The sequence below is a fragment of the Domibacillus sp. PGB-M46 genome (genome assembly GCF_022668875.1).
GTDB lineage: Bacteria > Bacillota > Bacilli > Bacillales > Domibacillaceae > Domibacillus.
The window spans coordinates 142,056-160,278 of record NZ_JAKGCR010000005.1; the positions used below are offsets into that span (position 1 = coordinate 142,056).

General features: G+C 45.7%; 18 protein-coding genes and 1 tRNA gene. 16 read left to right on the plus strand and 3 right to left on the minus strand.

Going from position 1 to position 18,223, the window contains the following annotated elements; genetic code table 11:
* Positions 1 to 17: 17 nt before the first annotated feature.
* From rph to L2D08_RS08375, 4 genes are all read left to right on the plus strand, one after another.
* The gene (rph, locus tag L2D08_RS08360) at positions 18 to 776 is read left to right on the plus strand and encodes a ribonuclease PH (RefSeq protein WP_242233305.1); all 759 of its coding nucleotides are present in this window, start codon (positions 18 to 20) and stop codon (positions 774 to 776) included.
* On the plus strand, positions 769 to 1,377 hold the full coding sequence (locus L2D08_RS08365; RefSeq protein WP_242233306.1) for an XTP/dITP diphosphatase: 609 nt from the start codon (positions 769 to 771) through the stop codon (positions 1,375 to 1,377). Before rph ends, L2D08_RS08365 begins: the two co-directional genes overlap by 8 nt.
* On the plus strand, positions 1,374 to 1,883 hold the full coding sequence (locus L2D08_RS08370; protein WP_242233307.1) for a metallophosphoesterase: 510 nt from the start codon (positions 1,374 to 1,376) through the stop codon (positions 1,881 to 1,883). Before L2D08_RS08365 ends, L2D08_RS08370 begins: the two co-directional genes overlap by 4 nt.
* Before the next feature lie 145 nt (positions 1,884 to 2,028).
* Positions 2,029 to 2,102: transfer RNA gene (locus tag L2D08_RS08375), tRNA-Arg, on the plus strand.
* A 267-nt stretch (positions 2,103 to 2,369) separates the two neighbouring features.
* Here L2D08_RS08375 and L2D08_RS08380 read toward each other — a convergent pair.
* Positions 2,370 to 2,759 carry an SET domain-containing protein gene (locus L2D08_RS08380; protein WP_242233308.1) on the minus strand — a complete coding sequence of 130 codons (390 nt, stop codon included), beginning with the start codon at positions 2,757 to 2,759 and terminating at the stop codon, positions 2,370 to 2,372.
* 133 nt (positions 2,760 to 2,892) lie between these two features.
* Here L2D08_RS08380 and L2D08_RS08385 point away from each other — a divergent pair, with 133 nt between their 5' ends.
* From L2D08_RS08385 to yihA, 5 genes are all read left to right on the plus strand, one after another.
* Positions 2,893 to 3,840 carry a tetratricopeptide repeat protein gene (locus L2D08_RS08385; RefSeq protein WP_242233309.1) on the plus strand — a complete coding sequence of 316 codons (948 nt, stop codon included), beginning with the start codon at positions 2,893 to 2,895 and terminating at the stop codon, positions 3,838 to 3,840.
* A gap of 120 nt (positions 3,841 to 3,960) precedes the next feature.
* Positions 3,961 to 5,247 (plus strand): trigger factor, encoded by a 1,287-nt coding sequence (tig, locus tag L2D08_RS08390; protein ID WP_242233310.1) that lies wholly within the window; start codon positions 3,961 to 3,963, stop codon positions 5,245 to 5,247.
* Positions 5,248 to 5,446: 199 nt separating this feature from the next.
* Positions 5,447 to 6,712, plus strand: coding sequence for an ATP-dependent protease ATP-binding subunit ClpX (clpX, locus tag L2D08_RS08395; RefSeq protein ID WP_242233311.1), 1,266 nt, complete (start codon positions 5,447 to 5,449; stop codon positions 6,710 to 6,712).
* A 256-nt stretch (positions 6,713 to 6,968) separates the two neighbouring features.
* On the plus strand, positions 6,969 to 9,293 hold the full coding sequence (gene lon / locus L2D08_RS08400) for an endopeptidase La (protein ID WP_242233312.1): 2,325 nt from the start codon (positions 6,969 to 6,971) through the stop codon (positions 9,291 to 9,293).
* Positions 9,290 to 9,928 carry a ribosome biogenesis GTP-binding protein YihA/YsxC gene (gene yihA / locus L2D08_RS08405; protein ID WP_242233313.1) on the plus strand — a complete coding sequence of 213 codons (639 nt, stop codon included), beginning with the start codon at positions 9,290 to 9,292 and terminating at the stop codon, positions 9,926 to 9,928. Before lon ends, yihA begins: the two co-directional genes overlap by 4 nt.
* A gap of 31 nt (positions 9,929 to 9,959) precedes the next feature.
* On the opposite strand, the gene L2D08_RS08410 is transcribed toward yihA, so the two are convergent.
* On the minus strand, positions 9,960 to 10,454 hold the full coding sequence (locus L2D08_RS08410; RefSeq protein ID WP_242233314.1) for a hypothetical protein: 495 nt from the start codon (positions 10,452 to 10,454) through the stop codon (positions 9,960 to 9,962).
* Between the two features lie 439 nt (positions 10,455 to 10,893).
* Here L2D08_RS08410 and hemA point away from each other — a divergent pair, with 439 nt between their 5' ends.
* The 7 genes from hemA to L2D08_RS08445 all read left to right on the plus strand — a co-directional run bounded on the left by hemA (position 10,894) and on the right by L2D08_RS08445 (position 17,877).
* Positions 10,894 to 12,237, plus strand: a complete 1,344-nt coding sequence (hemA, locus tag L2D08_RS08415) for a glutamyl-tRNA reductase (protein ID WP_242233315.1) — start codon at positions 10,894 to 10,896, stop codon at positions 12,235 to 12,237.
* Between the two features lie 13 nt (positions 12,238 to 12,250).
* Positions 12,251 to 13,084, plus strand: a complete 834-nt coding sequence (locus L2D08_RS08420) for a cytochrome C assembly family protein (protein ID WP_242233316.1) — start codon at positions 12,251 to 12,253, stop codon at positions 13,082 to 13,084.
* A gap of 34 nt (positions 13,085 to 13,118) precedes the next feature.
* Entirely contained in the window at positions 13,119 to 14,045 is a 927-nt protein-coding gene (gene hemC / locus L2D08_RS08425; RefSeq protein WP_242233317.1) for a hydroxymethylbilane synthase, read from the plus strand.
* On the plus strand, positions 14,042 to 14,797 hold the full coding sequence (locus L2D08_RS08430) for a uroporphyrinogen-III synthase (RefSeq protein WP_242233318.1): 756 nt from the start codon (positions 14,042 to 14,044) through the stop codon (positions 14,795 to 14,797). Before hemC ends, L2D08_RS08430 begins: the two co-directional genes overlap by 4 nt.
* A gap of 5 nt (positions 14,798 to 14,802) precedes the next feature.
* Positions 14,803 to 15,780 (plus strand): porphobilinogen synthase, encoded by a 978-nt coding sequence (gene hemB, locus L2D08_RS08435; protein WP_242233319.1) that lies wholly within the window; start codon positions 14,803 to 14,805, stop codon positions 15,778 to 15,780.
* 14 nt (positions 15,781 to 15,794) lie between these two features.
* A complete protein-coding gene (hemL, locus tag L2D08_RS08440) occupies positions 15,795 to 17,084 on the plus strand; it encodes a glutamate-1-semialdehyde 2,1-aminomutase (RefSeq protein WP_242233320.1) in 1,290 nt (429 codons plus the stop codon).
* 106 nt (positions 17,085 to 17,190) lie between these two features.
* Positions 17,191 to 17,877 carry a hypothetical protein gene (locus tag L2D08_RS08445; protein WP_242233321.1) on the plus strand — a complete coding sequence of 229 codons (687 nt, stop codon included), beginning with the start codon at positions 17,191 to 17,193 and terminating at the stop codon, positions 17,875 to 17,877.
* Here the strand turns inward: L2D08_RS08445 and L2D08_RS08450 are convergent.
* Positions 17,819 to 18,004 (minus strand): hypothetical protein, encoded by a 186-nt coding sequence (locus L2D08_RS08450; protein WP_242233322.1) that lies wholly within the window; start codon positions 18,002 to 18,004, stop codon positions 17,819 to 17,821. The two genes, L2D08_RS08445 and L2D08_RS08450, sit on opposite strands and share 59 nt — an antisense overlap.
* Positions 18,005 to 18,223 lie beyond the last annotated feature (219 nt).

The window sequence follows — 18,223 nt, forward strand, 5'->3', positions numbered from 1 at the left end:
AAAACGGAGGAATGTATATGCGCACAGATGGACGGACAGAAAAAGAACTTCGGCCGGTTGACATTCAAACCAGCTTTTTAACACATCCGGAAGGGTCCGTGCTGATTTCAGTTGGAAATACAAAAGTAATTTGCACCGCGACGATTGAAGACCGGGTTCCGCCTTTTATGAGAGGGAGCGGAAAAGGCTGGGTTACAGCAGAATACGCGATGATTCCGCGAGCGACCGGCCAGCGCAACATGAGGGAATCAACAAAAGGAAAAGTAACCGGACGGACGATGGAGATTCAGCGGCTGATCGGCCGGGCGCTGCGCGCAGTCGTAGACCTTGATATCATTGGAGAGCGCACTGTCTGGATCGACTGCGATGTGATTCAGGCAGACGGCGGAACCCGGACTGCAGCCATTACAGGCGCGTTCGTAGCCATGACCCTGGCTCTGCATGATTTGGCGATCGAAAAGGAGTTTTCCGTTTATCCGATTACGGATTTTCTTGCCGCTACAAGTGTCGGCATTGTCAAGGGGCATGGGGTTGTTGTAGATTTAAATTATGAAGAAGACAGCAGTGCAGAAGTAGATATGAATGTCGTCATGACAGGGACCGGACAATTTGTTGAAGTACAGGGAACAGGAGAGGAAGCCACTTTCTCTATGAACGAGCTTCAAGAAATGCTTCAAGCAGCACAAAGCGGCCTGGAAACGTTATTTGATATTCAAGCAGAGGCGCTTGGCGTTGCAGCAGAGTTAATCTACGAAAGGAAGTCAGTCAATGAATGAAGTCATCGTGGCTACACGTAATGCTGGTAAAGCAAAGGAATTTATTCGCATGTTTGAGCCTGTCGGCATCACAGTGAAAACACTGCTTGATTATCCCGATCTTCCGGATGTAGAGGAAACAGGCAAAACCTTTGCGGAAAATGCCTTTTTAAAAGCTGATTTTGCCGCCCGGTCAACAGGCCGGCCGGCGATTGCTGACGATTCAGGCTTGATCATTGATGCACTTGATGGACGTCCGGGCGTTTATTCAGCACGGTATGCCGGAGAAGAAAAAAACGATCAGGCGAACAATGATAAAGTACTGGCCGAAATGAAAGACGTACCGAGAGAAGACCGGACCGGCCGTTTTATGTGTGTGCTCGCTGTAGCGTTTCCGGATGGGCGTGACCCGATTTATGCAGAAGGGCGCTGTGAAGGAATTATTGGCTTTGAAGAAGCGGGCCAGCATGGGTTCGGGTATGATCCATTGTTTATTCCGGAAGGGTACAATGTGACAATGGCACAGCTTGATCCGGAAGAAAAAAACCGAATCAGCCACCGTGCAAATGCCCTTCAGTCATTACGGGCACAGCTGCCGGAATTGGCAGGTGAACCGGAATGAAGATGCTTGTCGTAAGTGATAACCATGGATGGAACAGCATTTTGTCGGATTTAAAGCAGCGCTATGCAGGTAAAGTTTCGGTGATGATTCATTGCGGAGATTCCGAAATGAGGGCAACAGACCCGGAAGTCGTCGGCTATACGATTGTCCGCGGCAATTGCGATGATGAGAACAAGTTCCCAAACGACATTTTAGAAAGTGTAGAAGACTGCCGTGTATTTGTGACACACGGCCATCGCTACAATATCAAAATGACGTTAACGAACTTAGCTATGAAGGCAAAAGAAACCGGAGCCGATTTTGTTTTTTTCGGTCATTCTCATACCCCGGGTGCTGAAATGGAAGACGGTGTTTTGTATTTGAACCCGGGAAGCATTTCCCTGCCAAGAGGACGCCGTGAAAAAACATACGCTATTGTCGATGTAAGCAAATCGGCGATTTCCGTTCAATTTTATGATGACACACATCAAGAAGTAAAAGAACTAAGCTATACATTCAGCCGTTGAGCGAACAGAACGTCCTGCTGTTCGTGCAGGGCGTTTTTGTTTTAAGTCAAAAATCGAGCGGTATAACAAATAATTTATTTTAAATTGAAACAAGTGTTGACAGGTGATATATGGAGTGATATTATAGATATTGTCTTCAGAGGAAGTCTCAGTAGCTCAGCTGGATAGAGCAACGGCCTTCTAAGCCGTCGGTCGGGGGTTCGAATCCCTCCTGGGACGTAATAAAAAAGCGCCGCAGGGCGCTTTTTTATATTTATAGGAATCTATCTCTATTTTTATTATATTAAGTAAAGCTGCAGATCAAAGCATGGACCAATGCTTTGATTTTTTTATAGAACAAAAAAAGAAATCTGGCAGTCCAATATATAAAACAAAGCAAAAGCCATACAGGGGATGTATGGCTTTTTTGCCAGCATGATGCAGGACGAGAGGGCTTATTATAAACTGGACATAGAGAGCCGCCCTGAAAGTACGGCAGCTTTGCTCTTATTGCTCCAGGCTGTCATCATTAAACCAAAGCGGAGCGTTGTCATCCACATCACCGTTGTAATTAATTAAAATCTCTTCACCGGCTTGAATATCCCGATATGCATAAAATTTAAAAGAATGACTTTCAAAATGAATGTCATATGTAGCATTAGGGTCATAGGAATGGTTAAACAGCATACCATAACCAAGCAGGATAGCTGAGTGATTGACGCCGTATTCAAAAGCATAGTCGGCTAACAGGGTCTTTTCGATATGGATGTGCTGGTCGTTCGGGTAGGGAATAACAGGTGCCTCGTGAAGCATCTCTCCCTTTTTTATATCACGGACAGCGAAAACGCCGCGGTTCAGTTCACCGTCGCTTAATGTAGATGTTTTAACTTCGATCATGATTGGATCTCCTTTTCATTGTATTCATACTAACAGCATGACAGTCGGAAGCGGCAAGAGCAACTGTTTTCTCTGTTCAACCGCCCGGTACCATGCTACACTCAACTATTATAAGAGCTGGCGGGTGAGAACGTTGAAGAAAAAAAGAAGAAAAAAATCAGGCAATGTCGTTCAATTCCCCGGCACCTCAGCCCGGCTCCAGCAGCAGGGACAGCAGGCGCTGGAGGAAAAGCGGTTTGATGAAGCCATTCGTCTGTATACCGAAGCGCTCCGTTTTGACGAAGGGCACCAGGAAGAAATTAAAACAGCTCTCTTAATTGCTTATCACGAAAGCGGGAACCACGATGAAGGGATAGAGCTTTCACGTGCGATGCTGCATGCAGGAGAAGGCCATTATTTTGACGTGCTTGACCTGCATGTGTTGATGCTTATTCAAAAACGGCGGTATAAAGAAGTCGCGGATACATTATCCGTCCTGCTTGAAGAAGGGCTTCCGCCAGATCGTTACGAGCATTTTGCACACTTAAAAGCACTGGCAGACCGAATGAGTGTGAAAAAAGAAGAAACGCTGTTTAAAACGGACGATTCCTTTCAGGATAAAATGATGAAGCTGGCAGAACTGGCCAAAACGGATGCCGCTCCTTTTGAAAAAGAGCTGATAGACCGAGCGGGCGATCAAACCGAGCATCCTTTCATTCAAACGATGGCTCTTGGGCTGCTGAGGGATATAGGAACTGCCGAAAGGGTGTTGGTGTGTAAATTTCACTTTGAAAAAGAGGTCATTCCTGTGATGGAAGGGGAAGTGTTCAGCCATCCTTTTTTCAGAGGTGTAATACAATACTTAGAAGAAACCGCCGGCCAAAATGACCCCGCCCTGTGCGAGCAGGCTGTAGAGCTGGCCAGACAGTATCAATTTTTGCTGTATCCTTTTGATCCCCCTGCATCTGTAGAGCGGTGGGCGGAGGCATTGGTGCTGAAAATAAGCCGCCTGTACGAGATGAGCAGTACAGAGGAAGGTACTTCAGAAGGCGAAGCAGCGATTCAATTTATGAAAGAACTCGATGAAATTTCAGCCTTTTAGTTGAAACAAAGCGGCTGTATGGTATAATGTAAAAGTCGTATTGTGTCCTTTTTATATCAGTTCAGAATATACATAGGACGAACGTTCATATTTATTAATAGATTGTTGGAGGGAATTTTTATGTCAGCAAAGTGGGAAAAACAAGAAGGCAACCAAGGCGTACTAACAGTTGAGGTTGACGCTGAAACCGTTGATAAAGGCCTTAACACAGCATTTCAAAAAGTAGTTAAAACAATTAACGTTCCAGGATTCCGTAAAGGGAAAATGCCGCGTCCGTTGTTTGAACAGCGTTTTGGCGTGGAAGCTCTTTACCAGGATGCGATTGATGCGATTCTTCCTGAAGCATACGGAAAAGCGATCGACGAAACAGGCATTGAGCCAGTGGACCGTCCAGAAATCGATGTAGAGCAATTCGAAAAAGGCAAGCCGTTTATCTTCACTGCGAAAGTTACGGTAAAACCTGAAGTAACACTTGGCGACTACAAAGGCCTTGAAGTAGAAAAAGAAAACACAGAAGTAACAGAAGAAGATGTGCAAAATGAATTAAAAGATCTTCAAAAACGTCATGCTGAGCTTGTTGTAAAAGAAGACGGTACAGTTGAAAACGACGACACAGTTGTAATCGATTTTGAAGGCTTCGTGAATGGTGAAGCATTCGAAGGCGGCCAAGCTGACAACTATTCAATCGTAATCGGTTCTGGCACATTTATCCCAGGTTTTGAAGAACAATTGATCGGCATGAAAACAGGCGAAGAAAAAGACGTTGAAGTAACATTCCCTGAAGAGTACCATGCAGAAGAGCTTGCGGGTAAACCAGCAACGTTCAAAGTAAAACTTCATGAAATCAAAGCGCAGGAGCTTCCTGAGCTGAACGATGAATTCGCAAAAGAAACAGACGAAGAAGTAGAAACATTAGAAGCATTAAAAACAAAAATCCAAGAGCGTCTTGCAGAGCAAAAGAAAAGCGCTGCAGAGCAAAAGCTTCGTGACGATCTTGTTGAAAAAGCAGTTGCCAACGCACAAACAGATGTGCCTGAAGCAATGATCAACACGGAAATCGACCGTATGCTTCAAGAATTCACGCAAAACCTTTCTATGCAAGGTATGAATCTTGACTTATACTACCAATTCTCTGGACAAACAGAAGAAGACCTTCGCAGCCAAATGAAAGAAAATGCTGAAACACGCGTACGTACAAGCTTAACGCTTGAAGCGATCGCAGAAGCAGAAAACCTTGAGCCAACAGACGAAGACGTAGATGCGGAAGTAACAAAAATGTCTGAGCAATTTGGTCTTTCTAAAGAAGACATTCAAAAAGCACTTGGAAGTCTTGAAGGCATGAAAGCAGACTTGAAAATTCGTAAAGCAGTCGAATTTCTTGTCGAAAACAGCACAGTTGGTGCATAATAAATAAAGAACAAACTGACAGGGCGCGACGTGATCGTGCCTTGTTTTCTACCCAAAAAGAGCTGAGAAACGCTTTTTCGTTTTGGTTTTGTGGCAGATGTGCTACAATGCGATACATAACTTAGTTACGGCGCAGTTAAAAAGCGGACTATTAAAAAGGGGCTCCCAGCTGCACCAACATAGCATAAGGGGTGAACAGATGTTTAAGTTCAATGAAGAAAAAGGACAATTGAAGTGCTCGTTTTGTGGAAAATCACAGGACCAGGTGAGGAAACTCGTCGCGGGACCTGGCGTTTATATTTGCGATGAATGCATTGAACTATGCACAGAGATCGTGGAAGAAGAACTGGGTACAGAAGAAGAAGTAGAATTTAAAGATGTGCCAAAACCAACTGAAATTCGTGAAATTTTAGGTGAGTACGTTATTGGTCAGGAGCGTGCGAAAAAATCGCTTGCTGTGGCAGTGTATAACCACTATAAACGTATTAATTCAAACAGCAAAATTGATGACGTTGAATTGGCAAAATCAAATATTTGCTTGATTGGCCCGACAGGAAGCGGGAAAACGCTTCTTGCTCAAACGCTGGCGCGTATTTTAAATGTGCCATTTGCGATTGCGGATGCAACATCACTGACAGAAGCCGGTTATGTAGGGGAAGATGTTGAAAATATCCTTCTTAAGTTAATTCAAGCGGCTGATTATGATGTGGAAAAAGCTGAAAAAGGGATTATTTACATCGATGAAATTGATAAAGTAGCCCGCAAATCAGAAAATCCATCGATTACACGTGATGTATCCGGTGAAGGTGTTCAACAGGCACTGTTGAAAATCCTGGAAGGAACAGTAGCGAGCGTACCGCCGCAAGGGGGACGTAAGCATCCGCATCAGGAATTTATTCAAATTGACACAACGAACATCCTATTTATCTGTGGCGGAGCGTTTGACGGCGTCGAACAAATTATTAAACGCCGCCTTGGCCAAAAAGTCATTGGATTTGGCTCCGAGCAGAAAAATGACCAAGGTGAGGAAAAATCCTACCTTGCTCAGCTTGTACCAGAAGACTTGCTTCGTTTTGGATTAATTCCGGAATTTATCGGACGTCTTCCGGTGATTGCAAGCCTGGAACAGCTAGATGAAGACGCGTTGATTGAAATTTTAACAAAGCCGAAAAATGCGCTGATCAAGCAGTACCAAAAAATGCTGGAGCTTGACGATGTAGATCTTCAATTTGAAGACGCAGCTTTAAGTGAAATTGCGAAAAAAGCGATTGAGCGGAAAACAGGTGCCCGTGGTCTTCGTTCCATTATTGAAAGCATTATGCTCGATGTAATGTATGAATTGCCGACACGTGAAGATATTAAAACATGTGTGATCACGAAGGAAACCGTAACCGACCTTGCGCCGCCGCGTCTTCTTGATGAAAATGGAAACGATGTCGGCTCTGCCGATAAAACGTCTGCATAAAGACGGGTCATTTTAGGAAGGGACAGTGCCTCTCGGGGTGCTGTCCCTTCTTTTCAATCGACATTTTCTGTTCGTTTGCGTTAAGATAGGAAGAAAGAAAGGGAAGAAAAGAGATATTTTGGACGTTATCCAGCTTCAGGCGCCGCCGGGGATCCGCTTACGGAAAGCATAAAAGCGCCGCGGTATGATATCTTGGCTTTTGTTTGGATGGATAAACGGGCGCCTTGCGCTTTTCTTACTGGGAGGGAGATTTGTCATGAAGGCAGATACAATTTATACTGTGCCATTGCTTCCGCTGCGCGGAATGCATGTATATCCGACAATGGTTCTGCATTTGGATGTAGGACGTGATCGGTCGATCGAAGCACTTGAAAAAGCCATGATGAACGATCAGCTTGTTTTTTTATCCGCTCAAAAAGACCCGGATTTAGATGATCCATCTGGGGATGATGTATACGAAGTCGGTACATTAACGAAAGTAAAGCAAATGCTGAAGCTGCCAAATGGAACGATTCGTGTGCTTGTTGAAGGTCTGGACCGGGCAAAGCTGATTTCTGTTGTAGACCAGGGAGCATTTTATGAAGCAGTCGTAGAAGTGCATAAAGAAGATGTGACTAAAGATCCAGAAACAGAAGCACTTATGCGGATGCTGTTAAAGCAGTTTGAGCAATATGTCAAGCTGTCCAAGAAAGGTTCGGCGGAAACGATCAGTTCAGTGGCTGATATTGAAGAACCGGGAAGACTGGCTGATATTGCCACATCTCACATGTCACTAAAAGTAAAAGAAAAGCAGGAGATTTTAGCGACATTCTCTATAAAAGAACGACTGGAACGATTAATTTCCCTTCTTCACAGTGAACGGGAAGTATTGAATTTAGAAAAGCAAATCGGACAGCGTGTGAAAACATCGATGGAAAAAACGCAGAAAGAATATTATTTGCGTGAGCAGATGAAAGCGATCCAGCTTGAACTTGGCGATAAAGAAGGAAAAACAGGTGAAGTTGAAGAACTAACCACACGCATTATGGCTGCAAATATGCCGGAGCATGTGGAAAAAACAGCGATGAAGGAGCTTGACCGTTACGAAAAAATTCCGCAAAGCGCCGCGGAAAGTGCGGTTATCCGCAACTATCTTGAATGGCTCGTTACACTGCCATGGTCCAAGGCGACCGAAGATGACCTGGATGTATTAAAAGCCGAGGACGTATTAAACCGCGATCATTACGGTCTTGAAAAAGTAAAAGAGCGGGTGCTTGAATTTTTAGCTGTCCGTCAGTTAACGCAGTCATTGCGCGGGCCGATTCTTTGCCTTGGAGGTCCTCCGGGCGTGGGGAAAACAAGCCTGGTCCGTTCTATCGCGGAATCGCTTGGCCGGAATTTTGTACGCATCTCACTTGGCGGCGTGCGTGATGAATCGGAAATCCGCGGTCATCGCCGCACGTACGTAGGTGCTATGCCGGGCCGGATTATTCAAGGCATGAAAAAAGCAGGTACGATCAACCCCGTTTTCTTGCTTGATGAAATTGATAAAATGTCGAGTGATTTTCGTGGTGATCCATCTGCTGCGCTTTTAGAAGTGCTTGATCCGGAACAAAACCATAATTTTAGTGACCATTACATTGAAGAAACATACGACTTATCGAATGTCATGTTCATTGCAACAGCCAATGATCTGAGCGCTATTCCAGGACCGCTGCGTGACCGCATGGAAGTAATCTCTATCGCCGGCTACACAGAAGTGGAAAAAATCAATATTGCAAAAGACCATTTATTCCCGAAACAAGTAAAAGAAAATGGCCTTTCGCGAAATCAGCTTCGTTTAAAAGAAGAAGCGATTCGGGATATCGTCCGTTATTATACTCGTGAAGCCGGCGTGCGGGGTCTTGAACGCCAAATGGCTGCCATCTGCCGCAAAGCCGCTAAAAAAATCGTATCAGGCGAGAAAAAGCGGATTACGGTTACAGACAAAAACTTGCAGGAATTTCTTGGTAAGCGCATCTTCCGCTATGGGCAGGCTGATACCGAAGATCAGATCGGCGTAGCAAACGGTCTGGCTTATACCTCTGTCGGCGGCGATACGCTGCAAATCGAAGTGTCACTTTCCTCGGGGAAAGGCAAGCTTATTTTAACCGGAAAACTGGGAGATGTGATGAAAGAATCCGCGCAGGCTGCATTCAGCTATGTGCGTTCAAAAGCGGATGAGCTGGGCATTGAAGCGGATTTTCATGAACATTATGACATTCACATTCACGTTCCAGAAGGGGCGGTTCCGAAAGACGGGCCATCTGCAGGGATTACAATGGCGACGGCACTTATTTCGGCTCTTACGGGACGTCCAGTACGCCGGGATGTGGGCATGACGGGAGAAATTACACTGCGCGGCCGCGTGCTGCCTATCGGCGGTGTAAAGGAAAAATCACTCGGTGCGCACCGTGCCGGTTTAACAACGATCATTCTGCCTAAAGACAATGAAAAAGATATCGATGATGTTCCAGAAAGTATCCGTGAAGGCATGACGTTCCTGCCTGTTTCGACCATGGATGAAGTATTGGACATCGCGATCGGAGGAAGCAATTCATGAAAGTAAACAATGTGGAACTGGTGATCAGTGCCGCGAAACCGCACCAATACCCGACGGATGGACTGCCGGAGTTTGCACTTGCCGGACGGTCGAACGTGGGAAAATCATCTTTTATTAACCGCATGATCGGCCGTAAAAGCCTGGCCCGCATTTCATCAAAACCCGGCAAAACGCAAACACTGAACTTCTATAAAATTGAAGATACCGTCTTTTTTGTCGATGTGCCGGGTTACGGCTATGCAAAAGTGGCTAAAACAGAGCGTGAAGCCTGGGGACGCATGATCGAAACGTATATGACGGACCGGAAGCCCCTTGCTGCCTGCATTCATATTGTCGATTTGCGTCATGCTCCATCTGCTGACGATGTAGCGATGTATGAGTTTTTAAAATATCACGACATTCCAGCTATTGTCATTGCGACAAAAGCAGACAAAATTCCAAGAGGAAAATGGCAAAAGCATTTAAAAGTGGTAAAAGAAACCCTTGATTTCGATCCGCTCGATGATATCATTGTTTTTTCATCGGAGACAGGCCTTGGAAAAGATGAAGTGTGGAAAGCTGTGAAAAAACGGACGCTCGACCAAAAAGAATATCAAACAGAGCTGCGTAAAGAAGAAGAATTCGGAGAAGAATAAAAACAGCCTCCCAATAAGGGAGGCTGTTTTTTTATGTTTTTTTGCGGGCCGGTCCGCTGTTTTTTTTCACAAACAGCAGGTATCCGCCCACCACAATTAAAATCAGCGGCCAAAACTGCCAAAAGGAACCCACCGGTCCCAGCCATTGTTTCACAGTCCCATAAAAAAGCATGACGGCTGCTAAAGCCAAAAATAAAATACCGTTTAAAAGACCGCGGCCGGTCTGCTGATGCTGCAGCAAAAAGCCTACGGCAATAATGAGAAGAAAAACACCGGTATCATTGGCCCACCAGCCGAGGTAGTCGACTACATAAAAATGAAAGCCAAATCCCGAAAGCACGACACCGGGAACCAGTCCGCTTCCATCACCTTTAAACCCCTGGGCAAGAAAAGCAAGACCTGTAATAAAGAGCAGAGCCGGCCAGCCAAGGTAAGGCTTAACCCACGTAAAAGCTGATTGGTGGAGAAAAAAGTACAAACCAAAGCCGATTAATAAAACTCCTGGGAAGATACGCTGTTCATTCATATCGATTAAGCCCCCCGCTTTCCAACACATTTAATAGAGCGACCACAGGAAGTGGATCACGAAGATATTGTGACAGGACGTCACGTTTTTAGTCTTTGTACAATGATTTTAACCTATTGCTAAAATAATTTTTATTTGATAATATTTATAAATAAGAAACCGAACAAACGTCGTTTGAAAAAATACGGCCCCGAACTTCTATCATTTTACCTGTTGTTCAGCGCATTAGCTCATGCGTTATAACGGTGATCGGTGACGCCGTAGTTTTAGCATTGGAGTTTCTGTCTATAGTACAAATAGAAACAGGAATACGTGTATATATGTTTTAAAAGCACGACTGTCTTTTATGTTAGCATATGTTCACAATTTATAAAAAATAAAAACGTTGCATTATGGTATAATGAAACCTACAATGAATCGTTTTCGGGGGTGCAGTGACGTGCATATCATCACGGTGGGATTAAATTATAAAACAGCCCCGGTAGAAATTCGTGAGCGCCTTTCATTTAGAGAAGAAACGCTCGCGGCAGCGATGGCAGAGCTCCAAAAACAAAAAAGTGTGCTTGAAAATGTCATCGTATCGACGTGTAACCGTACAGAAATTTACGCGGTTGTTGATCAGCTGCATACCGGCCGTTACTATATAAAAGAATTTTTGTCGAAATGGTTCGATATTCCTCAGGCAGACTTTACGCCGTTTTTGTTTATTTATGAGCAAGAGGCGGCGGTTGAACATCTTTTTCGTGTGTCTGCTGGATTAAATTCAATGGTTCTGGGCGAAACACAAATTTTAGGACAGGTCCGCCAAAGCTTTTTGCAATCACAAGAAGTAAAAGCGGCAGGTACCGTTTTTAACCATTTATTTAAACAGGCGGTTACATTGGCTAAACGGGCGCATGCCGAAACAGATATTGGCGCGAATGCAGTATCTGTCAGCTATGCAGCAGTCGAACTTGCCAAAAAGATTTTTGGCCGCTTGTCCGGCCGCCATGTTTTAGTTCTGGGTGCTGGTAAAATGGGCGAACTGGCCATCCAGAACCTGCATGGCAGCGGTGCGACAAAAGTGACTGTCGTAAACCGGACGTTCGAAAAAGCAGAAGCACTTGCTGAGCGGTTCCAGGGCCGGGCTAAAACAATGGACGAGCTGCAAGGCGCATTGGTTGAGGCGGATATCCTAATCAGCTCAACCGGCTCAAAGGATTACGTCATCACAAAAGAAATAATTGAGGGTGTTCAAAAGCTGCGCAAAGGGCGTCCTTTGTTTATGGTCGATATTGCAGTTCCTCGTGATATTGCTCCTGAGGTTGCAGATTTGGACAGCATTTTCTTATATGATATCGATGACTTGGAAGGCATTGTTGAAGCGAACCTGGCTGAACGAGAAAAAGCCGCTGCAAAAATAGGCCTTATGATTGAAGGGGAAATCGTCGCGTTTAATGAGTGGATTAATTTGCTTGGTGTTGTGCCGGTTATTTCGGCTTTGCGCCAAAAAGCACTTTCGATTCAAGCAGACACGATGGAGAGCCTTAACCGGAAGCTCCCGCATTTATCAGAGCGTGACCGGAAAGTATTAAGTAAACACACAAAAAGTATTGTCAATCAGATGCTGAAAGATCCGATCTTGCAGGCAAAAGAATTAGCCGGTGACAAGCGGGCGGCTGAAAAGCTTGAGCTTTTTATGCACATTTTCAATATTGAGGAAGACGTTCAAGAACTGAAACGTGCACAGGAAGAGGAAGAGCGTGTTCAGAGGGTTCAAACAAAGCCTTTACTCCAGTTTTAAGTGAGGTTACGTGATGTTGGAGCAAGGGATGATCCGCCTTCATGAACTTATGATTATTTTGTACGCTGTAAGCGTATTGCTTTATTTTCTTGATTTTGTTCAAAAAAACCAGCGGGCGAATCGAATCGCCTTCTGGATTTTAACAGTGGTTTGGAGCCTTCAAACTATTTTTTTAGGCTTGTATATGTATAATACAGGCCGATTTCCTGTATTGACTCTTTTTGAGGGTCTTTATTTTTATGCATGGGTGCTAGTTACGTTTTCTCTTGTTTTAAATAAGCTGCTTCGGATGGATTTCACGGTTTTCTTTACGAATGTGATAGGATTTATGATTATGACGATCCATACCTTTGCGCCGGTTCAGGTAGAGTCGCAGGCGGCGGCGGAAAAACTGGTATCGGAACTTTTGCTTCTTCATATCACGACAGCGATTTTGTCGTATGGAGCGTTCTCTCTGTCGTTTATTTTTTCAGCCCTATACCTGCTTCAATACCGGCTTTTAAAAATGAAAAAGTGGAATGAACGCCTCTGGAGGCTTGGAGATCTTGGCCAGCTTGAAAAGCTGTCAGTCATCTGGAATGCAATAGGTGTTCCGCTTTTGCTGCTGAGCTTAATTTTAGGACTGGTTTGGAAAACGATTAAACTGCCTGATGTAAGCTGGTTTGATTTGAAAATTGTTACTTCTTTTGTTTTACTGTTTATATATAGTGCTTTTTTATATGTAAAAGTGCGAAAAGGAGTTTCGGGAAAAACCCTTGCATCGATCAATGCAGCGGCTTTTCTTATCATCTTAATGAACTTTTTCCTCGGAAGCCGGCTGTCCACATTCCATTTCTGGTATTCGTGACACCGGCTTTCGGGCGGTTATGGAGGGAATCATCTTGCGGAAAATTATTGTCGGATCGAGAAGAAGCCGCCTGGCGCTCACACAAACGAATCAAGTGATCGATCAGCTGAAGGCGCTGTCGCCTGGAACAGAATTTGAAGTAAAAGAAATCGTGACAAAAGGCGATCGTATTCTGGATGTGACGTTATCAAAAGTAGGCGGTAAAGGCCTGTTTGTAAAAGAAATCGAACAGGCACTGCTTGATGGCGAAATCGATATGGCTGTTCACAGCATGAAAGATATGCCTGCTGTCCTGCCGGAAGGTCTGGTAATAGGCGCCGTGCCGGAGCGGGAAGATCATCGCGACGCGCTTATTTCAAACGGTCATGTGAAGTTTCATGAATTACCGGCCGGCTCCATTGTTGGTACAAGTAGTCTTCGCCGGAGCGCCCAGATTTTGGCGGCAAGACCGGATCTTGAAATCAAATGGATTCGGGGCAATATTGACACGCGGCTGACTAAGCTCCAGAACGAAGAATATGATGCGATTATTCTTGCTGCCGCGGGTCTGGCACGTATGAGCTGGTCTGCAGATACCGTAACAGAATTTTTGAGTGAAGAATTGTCTGTTTCTGCTGTCGGTCAAGGGGCTCTAGCGATTGAGTGCCGTGAAGATGACAAAGAATTACGGAATTTGCTGGATCAATTCACTTGTGACAACACGAAACGAGCTGTTACGGCAGAGCGTGCTTTTTTAGGAGCAGTAGAGGGCGGATGCCAGGTACCGGTAGCTGGTTTTGCTACAATAAAAGGTGAAGAGCTCTCTTTAACAGCACTTGTTGCTTCACCGGATGGAAAAACCATTTTAAAAGAAACAGTCTCCGGAAGTAACGCTGAAAAAGTGGGCTTAGAAGCGGCACATCTTTTAAAGGACCGGGGTGCGCTCGAATTAATCCAGGCGGCGAGGGCGGCAGCCGAATGAAGCCGCTCGCTGGTAAACGAATCGTTGTAACCCGTCCGAGGGGACAGGCAGCACCGTTTATTGGTAAAATAGAAGAAGCGGGCGGCACAGCATACGCAGTGCCGCTTATCGCATTCCGGGCGTTTGAAGACGGGCAGGAAGAGGCCATTTTGGCCAGCTTGCATACATATGATTGGATTTTGTTTACAAGCAAAAACGGCGTTGATTTTTTTATGCAAAAAGCCGGTCATCTTTTGCACAGAATAAGGCCAAAATGGGCGGCGATCGGCACACAAACGGCTAAAGCAGCAGCATCCTACGGACTTTCTGTTTCTTATATGCCCAGACGGTTTTCCGCGGAGGATGTTGCCGAAGACATACGAAAAGGATGTTTTTTGCCTGAAAAAGTGCTGATTCCAAAAGGCAGCATGGCGCGCAGCTTAATAGCGGATACCGTTCGTGAGGCAGGCAGACAGGCAGACGAATGGCTTGTTTATGAAACCTACTTTCCAGCCGATGAGCGGGCACACTTATTAAAGCTGATTCGGACGGAAAAAGTAGATATGATTACATTCACAAGTCCATCTGCTGTCCGGCATTTTATGCAGATTTTGAAGCGGGCGCAAGAGCCGCTGCCAAAAACAGATTACGGAGTGATTGGCCGGGTAACAGAAAAAGAAGCAGTCGCATTCGGCATACCGGTTTCGGTCTGTCCAACCGTTTTTACCATTGATGCGCTTGTAAAGGAAATGAGCAGATTTTATAAGGAGTGATACAAATGGAATTGAATTTTGAACGTCACCGCCGTTTGCGTCAAACTGCAAATATGCGGGCACTTGTGCGGGAAACACGTCTTCATGTGAATGATTTTATATACCCGCTTTTCGTAGCAGAAGGAGAGGGAATCCGCAACGAGGTTCCATCTATGCCGGGCGTTTTTCAATTATCTATTGATCAATTGAACGAGGAAATCGAAGAGGTAATCGGGCTTGGCATTAAATCGGTTATTTTATTCGGTCTGCCTGATGTAAAAGATGCAGTTGGAACAGGCGCTTATCATAATGATGGCATTGTCCAGAAAGCTACACGCCATATTAAGAACCACTATCCAGACCTTATTGTGATTGCGGATACATGTTTATGTGAATATACCGATCACGGTCATTGCGGCGTTATCGAAGGAAGCCGCATATTAAACGACCCGTCTCTTGATCTTTTGGCCAAAGCGGCAATCAGCCAGGCAGAAGCAGGTGCCGACATCATCGCGCCATCAAACATGATGGACGGGTTTGTCGCAGCAATCCGCAAAGGGCTGGATGAAGCGGGCTTTACAGAAGTGCCAATCATGTCTTACGCTGTAAAATATTCTTCTGCTTATTATGGACCATTTCGTGATGCGGCCGATTCTACACCGCAATTTGGCGACCGGAAAACGTATCAAATGGATCCGGCAAACCGGCGTGAAGCGATTCGGGAAGCGCGGGCTGACATTGAACAGGGTGCGGACTTTTTAATCGTTAAGCCGGCTCTTTCCTACATGGACATTGTCCGGGACGTACGAAACGAATTTGATGCACCGGTTGTGGCATACAACGTAAGCGGTGAATATGCCATGGTGAAAGCCGCTGCTTTAAATGGCTGGGTTGATGAAAGGGCGATTGTTCTTGAAACATTAACCGGCATGAAGCGCGCAGGTGCAGATTTAATTATGACGTATCATGCAAAAGATGCGGCACGCTGGCTAAACGAACAATAAGAGGAGGCTTTTTCATGCGTTCATTCGAAAAATCAAAAGCTGCTTTTAAAGAAGCGGTTCAAATGATGCCGGGCGGCGTAAACAGTCCGGTTCGTGCGTTTAAATCGGTCAATATCGATCCTATTTTCATGGAGCGGGGCAAAGGGTCAAAAATTTACGATATTGATGGGAATGAGTACATTGATTATGTGCTGTCGTGGGGTCCGCTTATTTTAGGCCATTCAAATGACGAGGTAGTCGAAGCATTGAAAAAAACGGCGGAAACGGGTACGAGCTTCGGCGCTTCTACGCTGCTTGAAAATGAAATGGCAAAGCTCGTCGTTGAGCGCGTACCGTCGATTGAAGTCGTTCGAATGGTATCAAGCGGTACGGAAGCTACAATGAGTGCGCTTCGGCTGGCACGGGGATATACAGGACGCAACAAAATCCTTAAGTTCGAAGGGTGCTACCATGGACATGGAGATTCACTGCTCATTAAAGCCGGTTCCGGTGTTGCAACGCTCGGACTGCCGGACAGCCCGGGTGTGCCGGAGAGTGTTGCTAAAAACACCATTACGGTTCCATACAATGATTTGGAAAGTGTTCGTTTTGCATTTGAACAATATAGTGAGGATATTGCCTGTATAATTGTTGAGCCGGTTGCCGGCAATATGGGCGTTGTTCCTCCGCTGCCGGGCTTTTTAGAAGGCCTGCGTGAAATTACGGAGCAAAATGGTTCGCTGCTTATTTTTGATGAAGTGATGACGGGTTTCCGTGTCGGCTACAACTGTGCACAGGGGCACTTCGGTGTTACGCCGGATCTTACCTGTCTTGGCAAGGTGATCGGCGGCGGTCTTCCGGTTGGGGCTTACGGCGGCAAAGCGGAAATTATGAATAATGTGGCGCCGGCGGGAACCATTTATCAGGCGGGCACGCTGTCCGGAAACCCGATGGCTATGACTGCCGGAATCGAAACACTTCGTCAATTGACGCCGGCATCCTATGAGGAGTTTGGACGCAAAGCGGATATGCTTGAAAAAGGGCTGACGGATGCGGCACGTAAATATGGGGTTCCAATCACGTTTAACCGTGCTGGCTCGATGGTCGGCTGCTTCTTCCATGAAGGGCCTGTTCAAAACTATGAAGATGCAAAAGGGTCAGACCTTGCTCTGTTCGCTGATTATTTCCGCGAAATGGCGCTTGAAGGTGTTTTCTTGCCTCCGTCCCAATTTGAAGGGCTGTTTTTATCAACAGCGCATTCAGACGAGGATATTGATCAAACCATTCAAGCAGCCGAAAAAGCGTTTAGCCGCTTGGCAAAATAAAGCGACGTGGTGTCTATAACAAAGCCTTTAAGGCTATGTTATAGACACCTTTTTTTCATGTTTCCGTTTCTGCGCGCATACACTAGCGCGAAAGGGAGGGGTGTGCATGGAAGAGTTATTTTTCGTTGCGCTTCAGGAGGATGTTGTATTTCCAGAAGGAGAAGAAGTGGATGAACTGCTGTCCATTTCCCTTGATCCGCAAGTTGTGATTCAAGGAGCAAGTGTGCAGGGCTCTATTGAGGTAACAGGCGAGTATCGTATACACGATTATTTTGGCCTGGAAGAAGATTCTATCCGCCAGTTTTTCCGTCATATTCCGGTGCAGGCCGTCTTGCCTCCGGACCAGCGTGCGGCGGAGGGGGCAGATATTGAAATTCACACCTTTGATTATACAGTAGAAAAGCCGGACCGGCTTATTTTAGAAGCAGAGCTTGCTATTGCAGTGTCCACTGTCAGAAAAATAGAGGAAGAACCAGCGCCAATCGTGGCAGCTGCATACGAGTACGAGCCAGAAGGAAGCTTAGAAAGCAACGCAGAAGAGCTTGAGGAGAGTGAAGCAGAAAAAAGCGCAGAAGCCGAAGAGGAGCAGGAAACAGCCGAAATGGAATCAGAAGATGCCGCTGTTCAAGTTCAAAAACGGGCGGAAGACGATGCTTCCGTTTTTAGCTGGCTTGAAGAGCGGCCTGCACAAAAAGCTAAATGGCGGTTCCAGGTATCCTCCGGCAATGTGGAGCTTATAACCACTCAAGATGAAGGGCAGCCGCAAGAAGAATCAAAAGAGCCAACAGAATAACATCAAACGTCGTCGGCAAAAAAAGCGTGCGCAGCCCTTGAAAGCAGCAAAGCGGAATAATAATCCGGCAGCACATAAAGCGGCAGCGGCGCAGCCACGGCGGCCACCTATCGTAATGGCGCATCATGGAAAACACTCCTTTTTGACATCATATGAATTGCACGAAAAAAGGTGCGTAAGGTTGACGCACTGAAGCATTTTCGGCTAAGATAATGATATTGAAAAGAAACGTGTGGACCGGGAAAAGGTGGTACCGCAAGCAGCCTCTTCGTCCTTTTCAGACGGCGGGGCTTTTTTTTATGATGTCCAAGCTCCAGGCGCCATCAGCAAGGGCATAAGCCGGTTC

Bases quoted from the DNA above. Each gene is read 5' to 3' on its own strand.
- L2D08_RS08380 (WP_242233308.1), bottom strand. From the start codon at position 2,759: ATGATCGAAGTTAAAACATCTACATTAAGCGACGGTGAACTGAACCGC.
- hemL (WP_242233320.1), top strand. From the start codon at position 15,795: ATGCGTTCATTCGAAAAATCAAAAGCTGCTTTTAAAGAAGCGGTTCAA.
- L2D08_RS08410 (WP_242233314.1), bottom strand. From the start codon at position 10,454: ATGAATGAACAGCGTATCTTCCCAGGAGTTTTATTAATCGGCTTTGGT.
- yihA (WP_242233313.1), top strand. From the start codon at position 9,290: ATGAAAGTAAACAATGTGGAACTGGTGATCAGTGCCGCGAAACCGCAC.
- L2D08_RS08420 (WP_242233316.1), top strand. From the start codon at position 12,251: ATGTTGGAGCAAGGGATGATCCGCCTTCATGAACTTATGATTATTTTG.
- tig (WP_242233310.1), top strand. From the start codon at position 3,961: ATGTCAGCAAAGTGGGAAAAACAAGAAGGCAACCAAGGCGTACTAACA.
- L2D08_RS08430 (WP_242233318.1), top strand. From the start codon at position 14,042: ATGAAGCCGCTCGCTGGTAAACGAATCGTTGTAACCCGTCCGAGGGGA.
- lon (WP_242233312.1), top strand. From the start codon at position 6,969: ATGAAGGCAGATACAATTTATACTGTGCCATTGCTTCCGCTGCGCGGA.
- rph (WP_242233305.1), top strand. From the start codon at position 18: ATGCGCACAGATGGACGGACAGAAAAAGAACTTCGGCCGGTTGACATT.
- hemB (WP_242233319.1), top strand. From the start codon at position 14,803: ATGGAATTGAATTTTGAACGTCACCGCCGTTTGCGTCAAACTGCAAAT.
- L2D08_RS08365 (WP_242233306.1), top strand. From the start codon at position 769: ATGAATGAAGTCATCGTGGCTACACGTAATGCTGGTAAAGCAAAGGAA.
- L2D08_RS08370 (WP_242233307.1), top strand. From the start codon at position 1,374: ATGAAGATGCTTGTCGTAAGTGATAACCATGGATGGAACAGCATTTTG.
- L2D08_RS08445 (WP_242233321.1), top strand. From the start codon at position 17,191: ATGGAAGAGTTATTTTTCGTTGCGCTTCAGGAGGATGTTGTATTTCCA.
- clpX (WP_242233311.1), top strand. From the start codon at position 5,447: ATGTTTAAGTTCAATGAAGAAAAAGGACAATTGAAGTGCTCGTTTTGT.
- L2D08_RS08450 (WP_242233322.1), bottom strand. From the start codon at position 18,004: ATGATGCGCCATTACGATAGGTGGCCGCCGTGGCTGCGCCGCTGCCGC.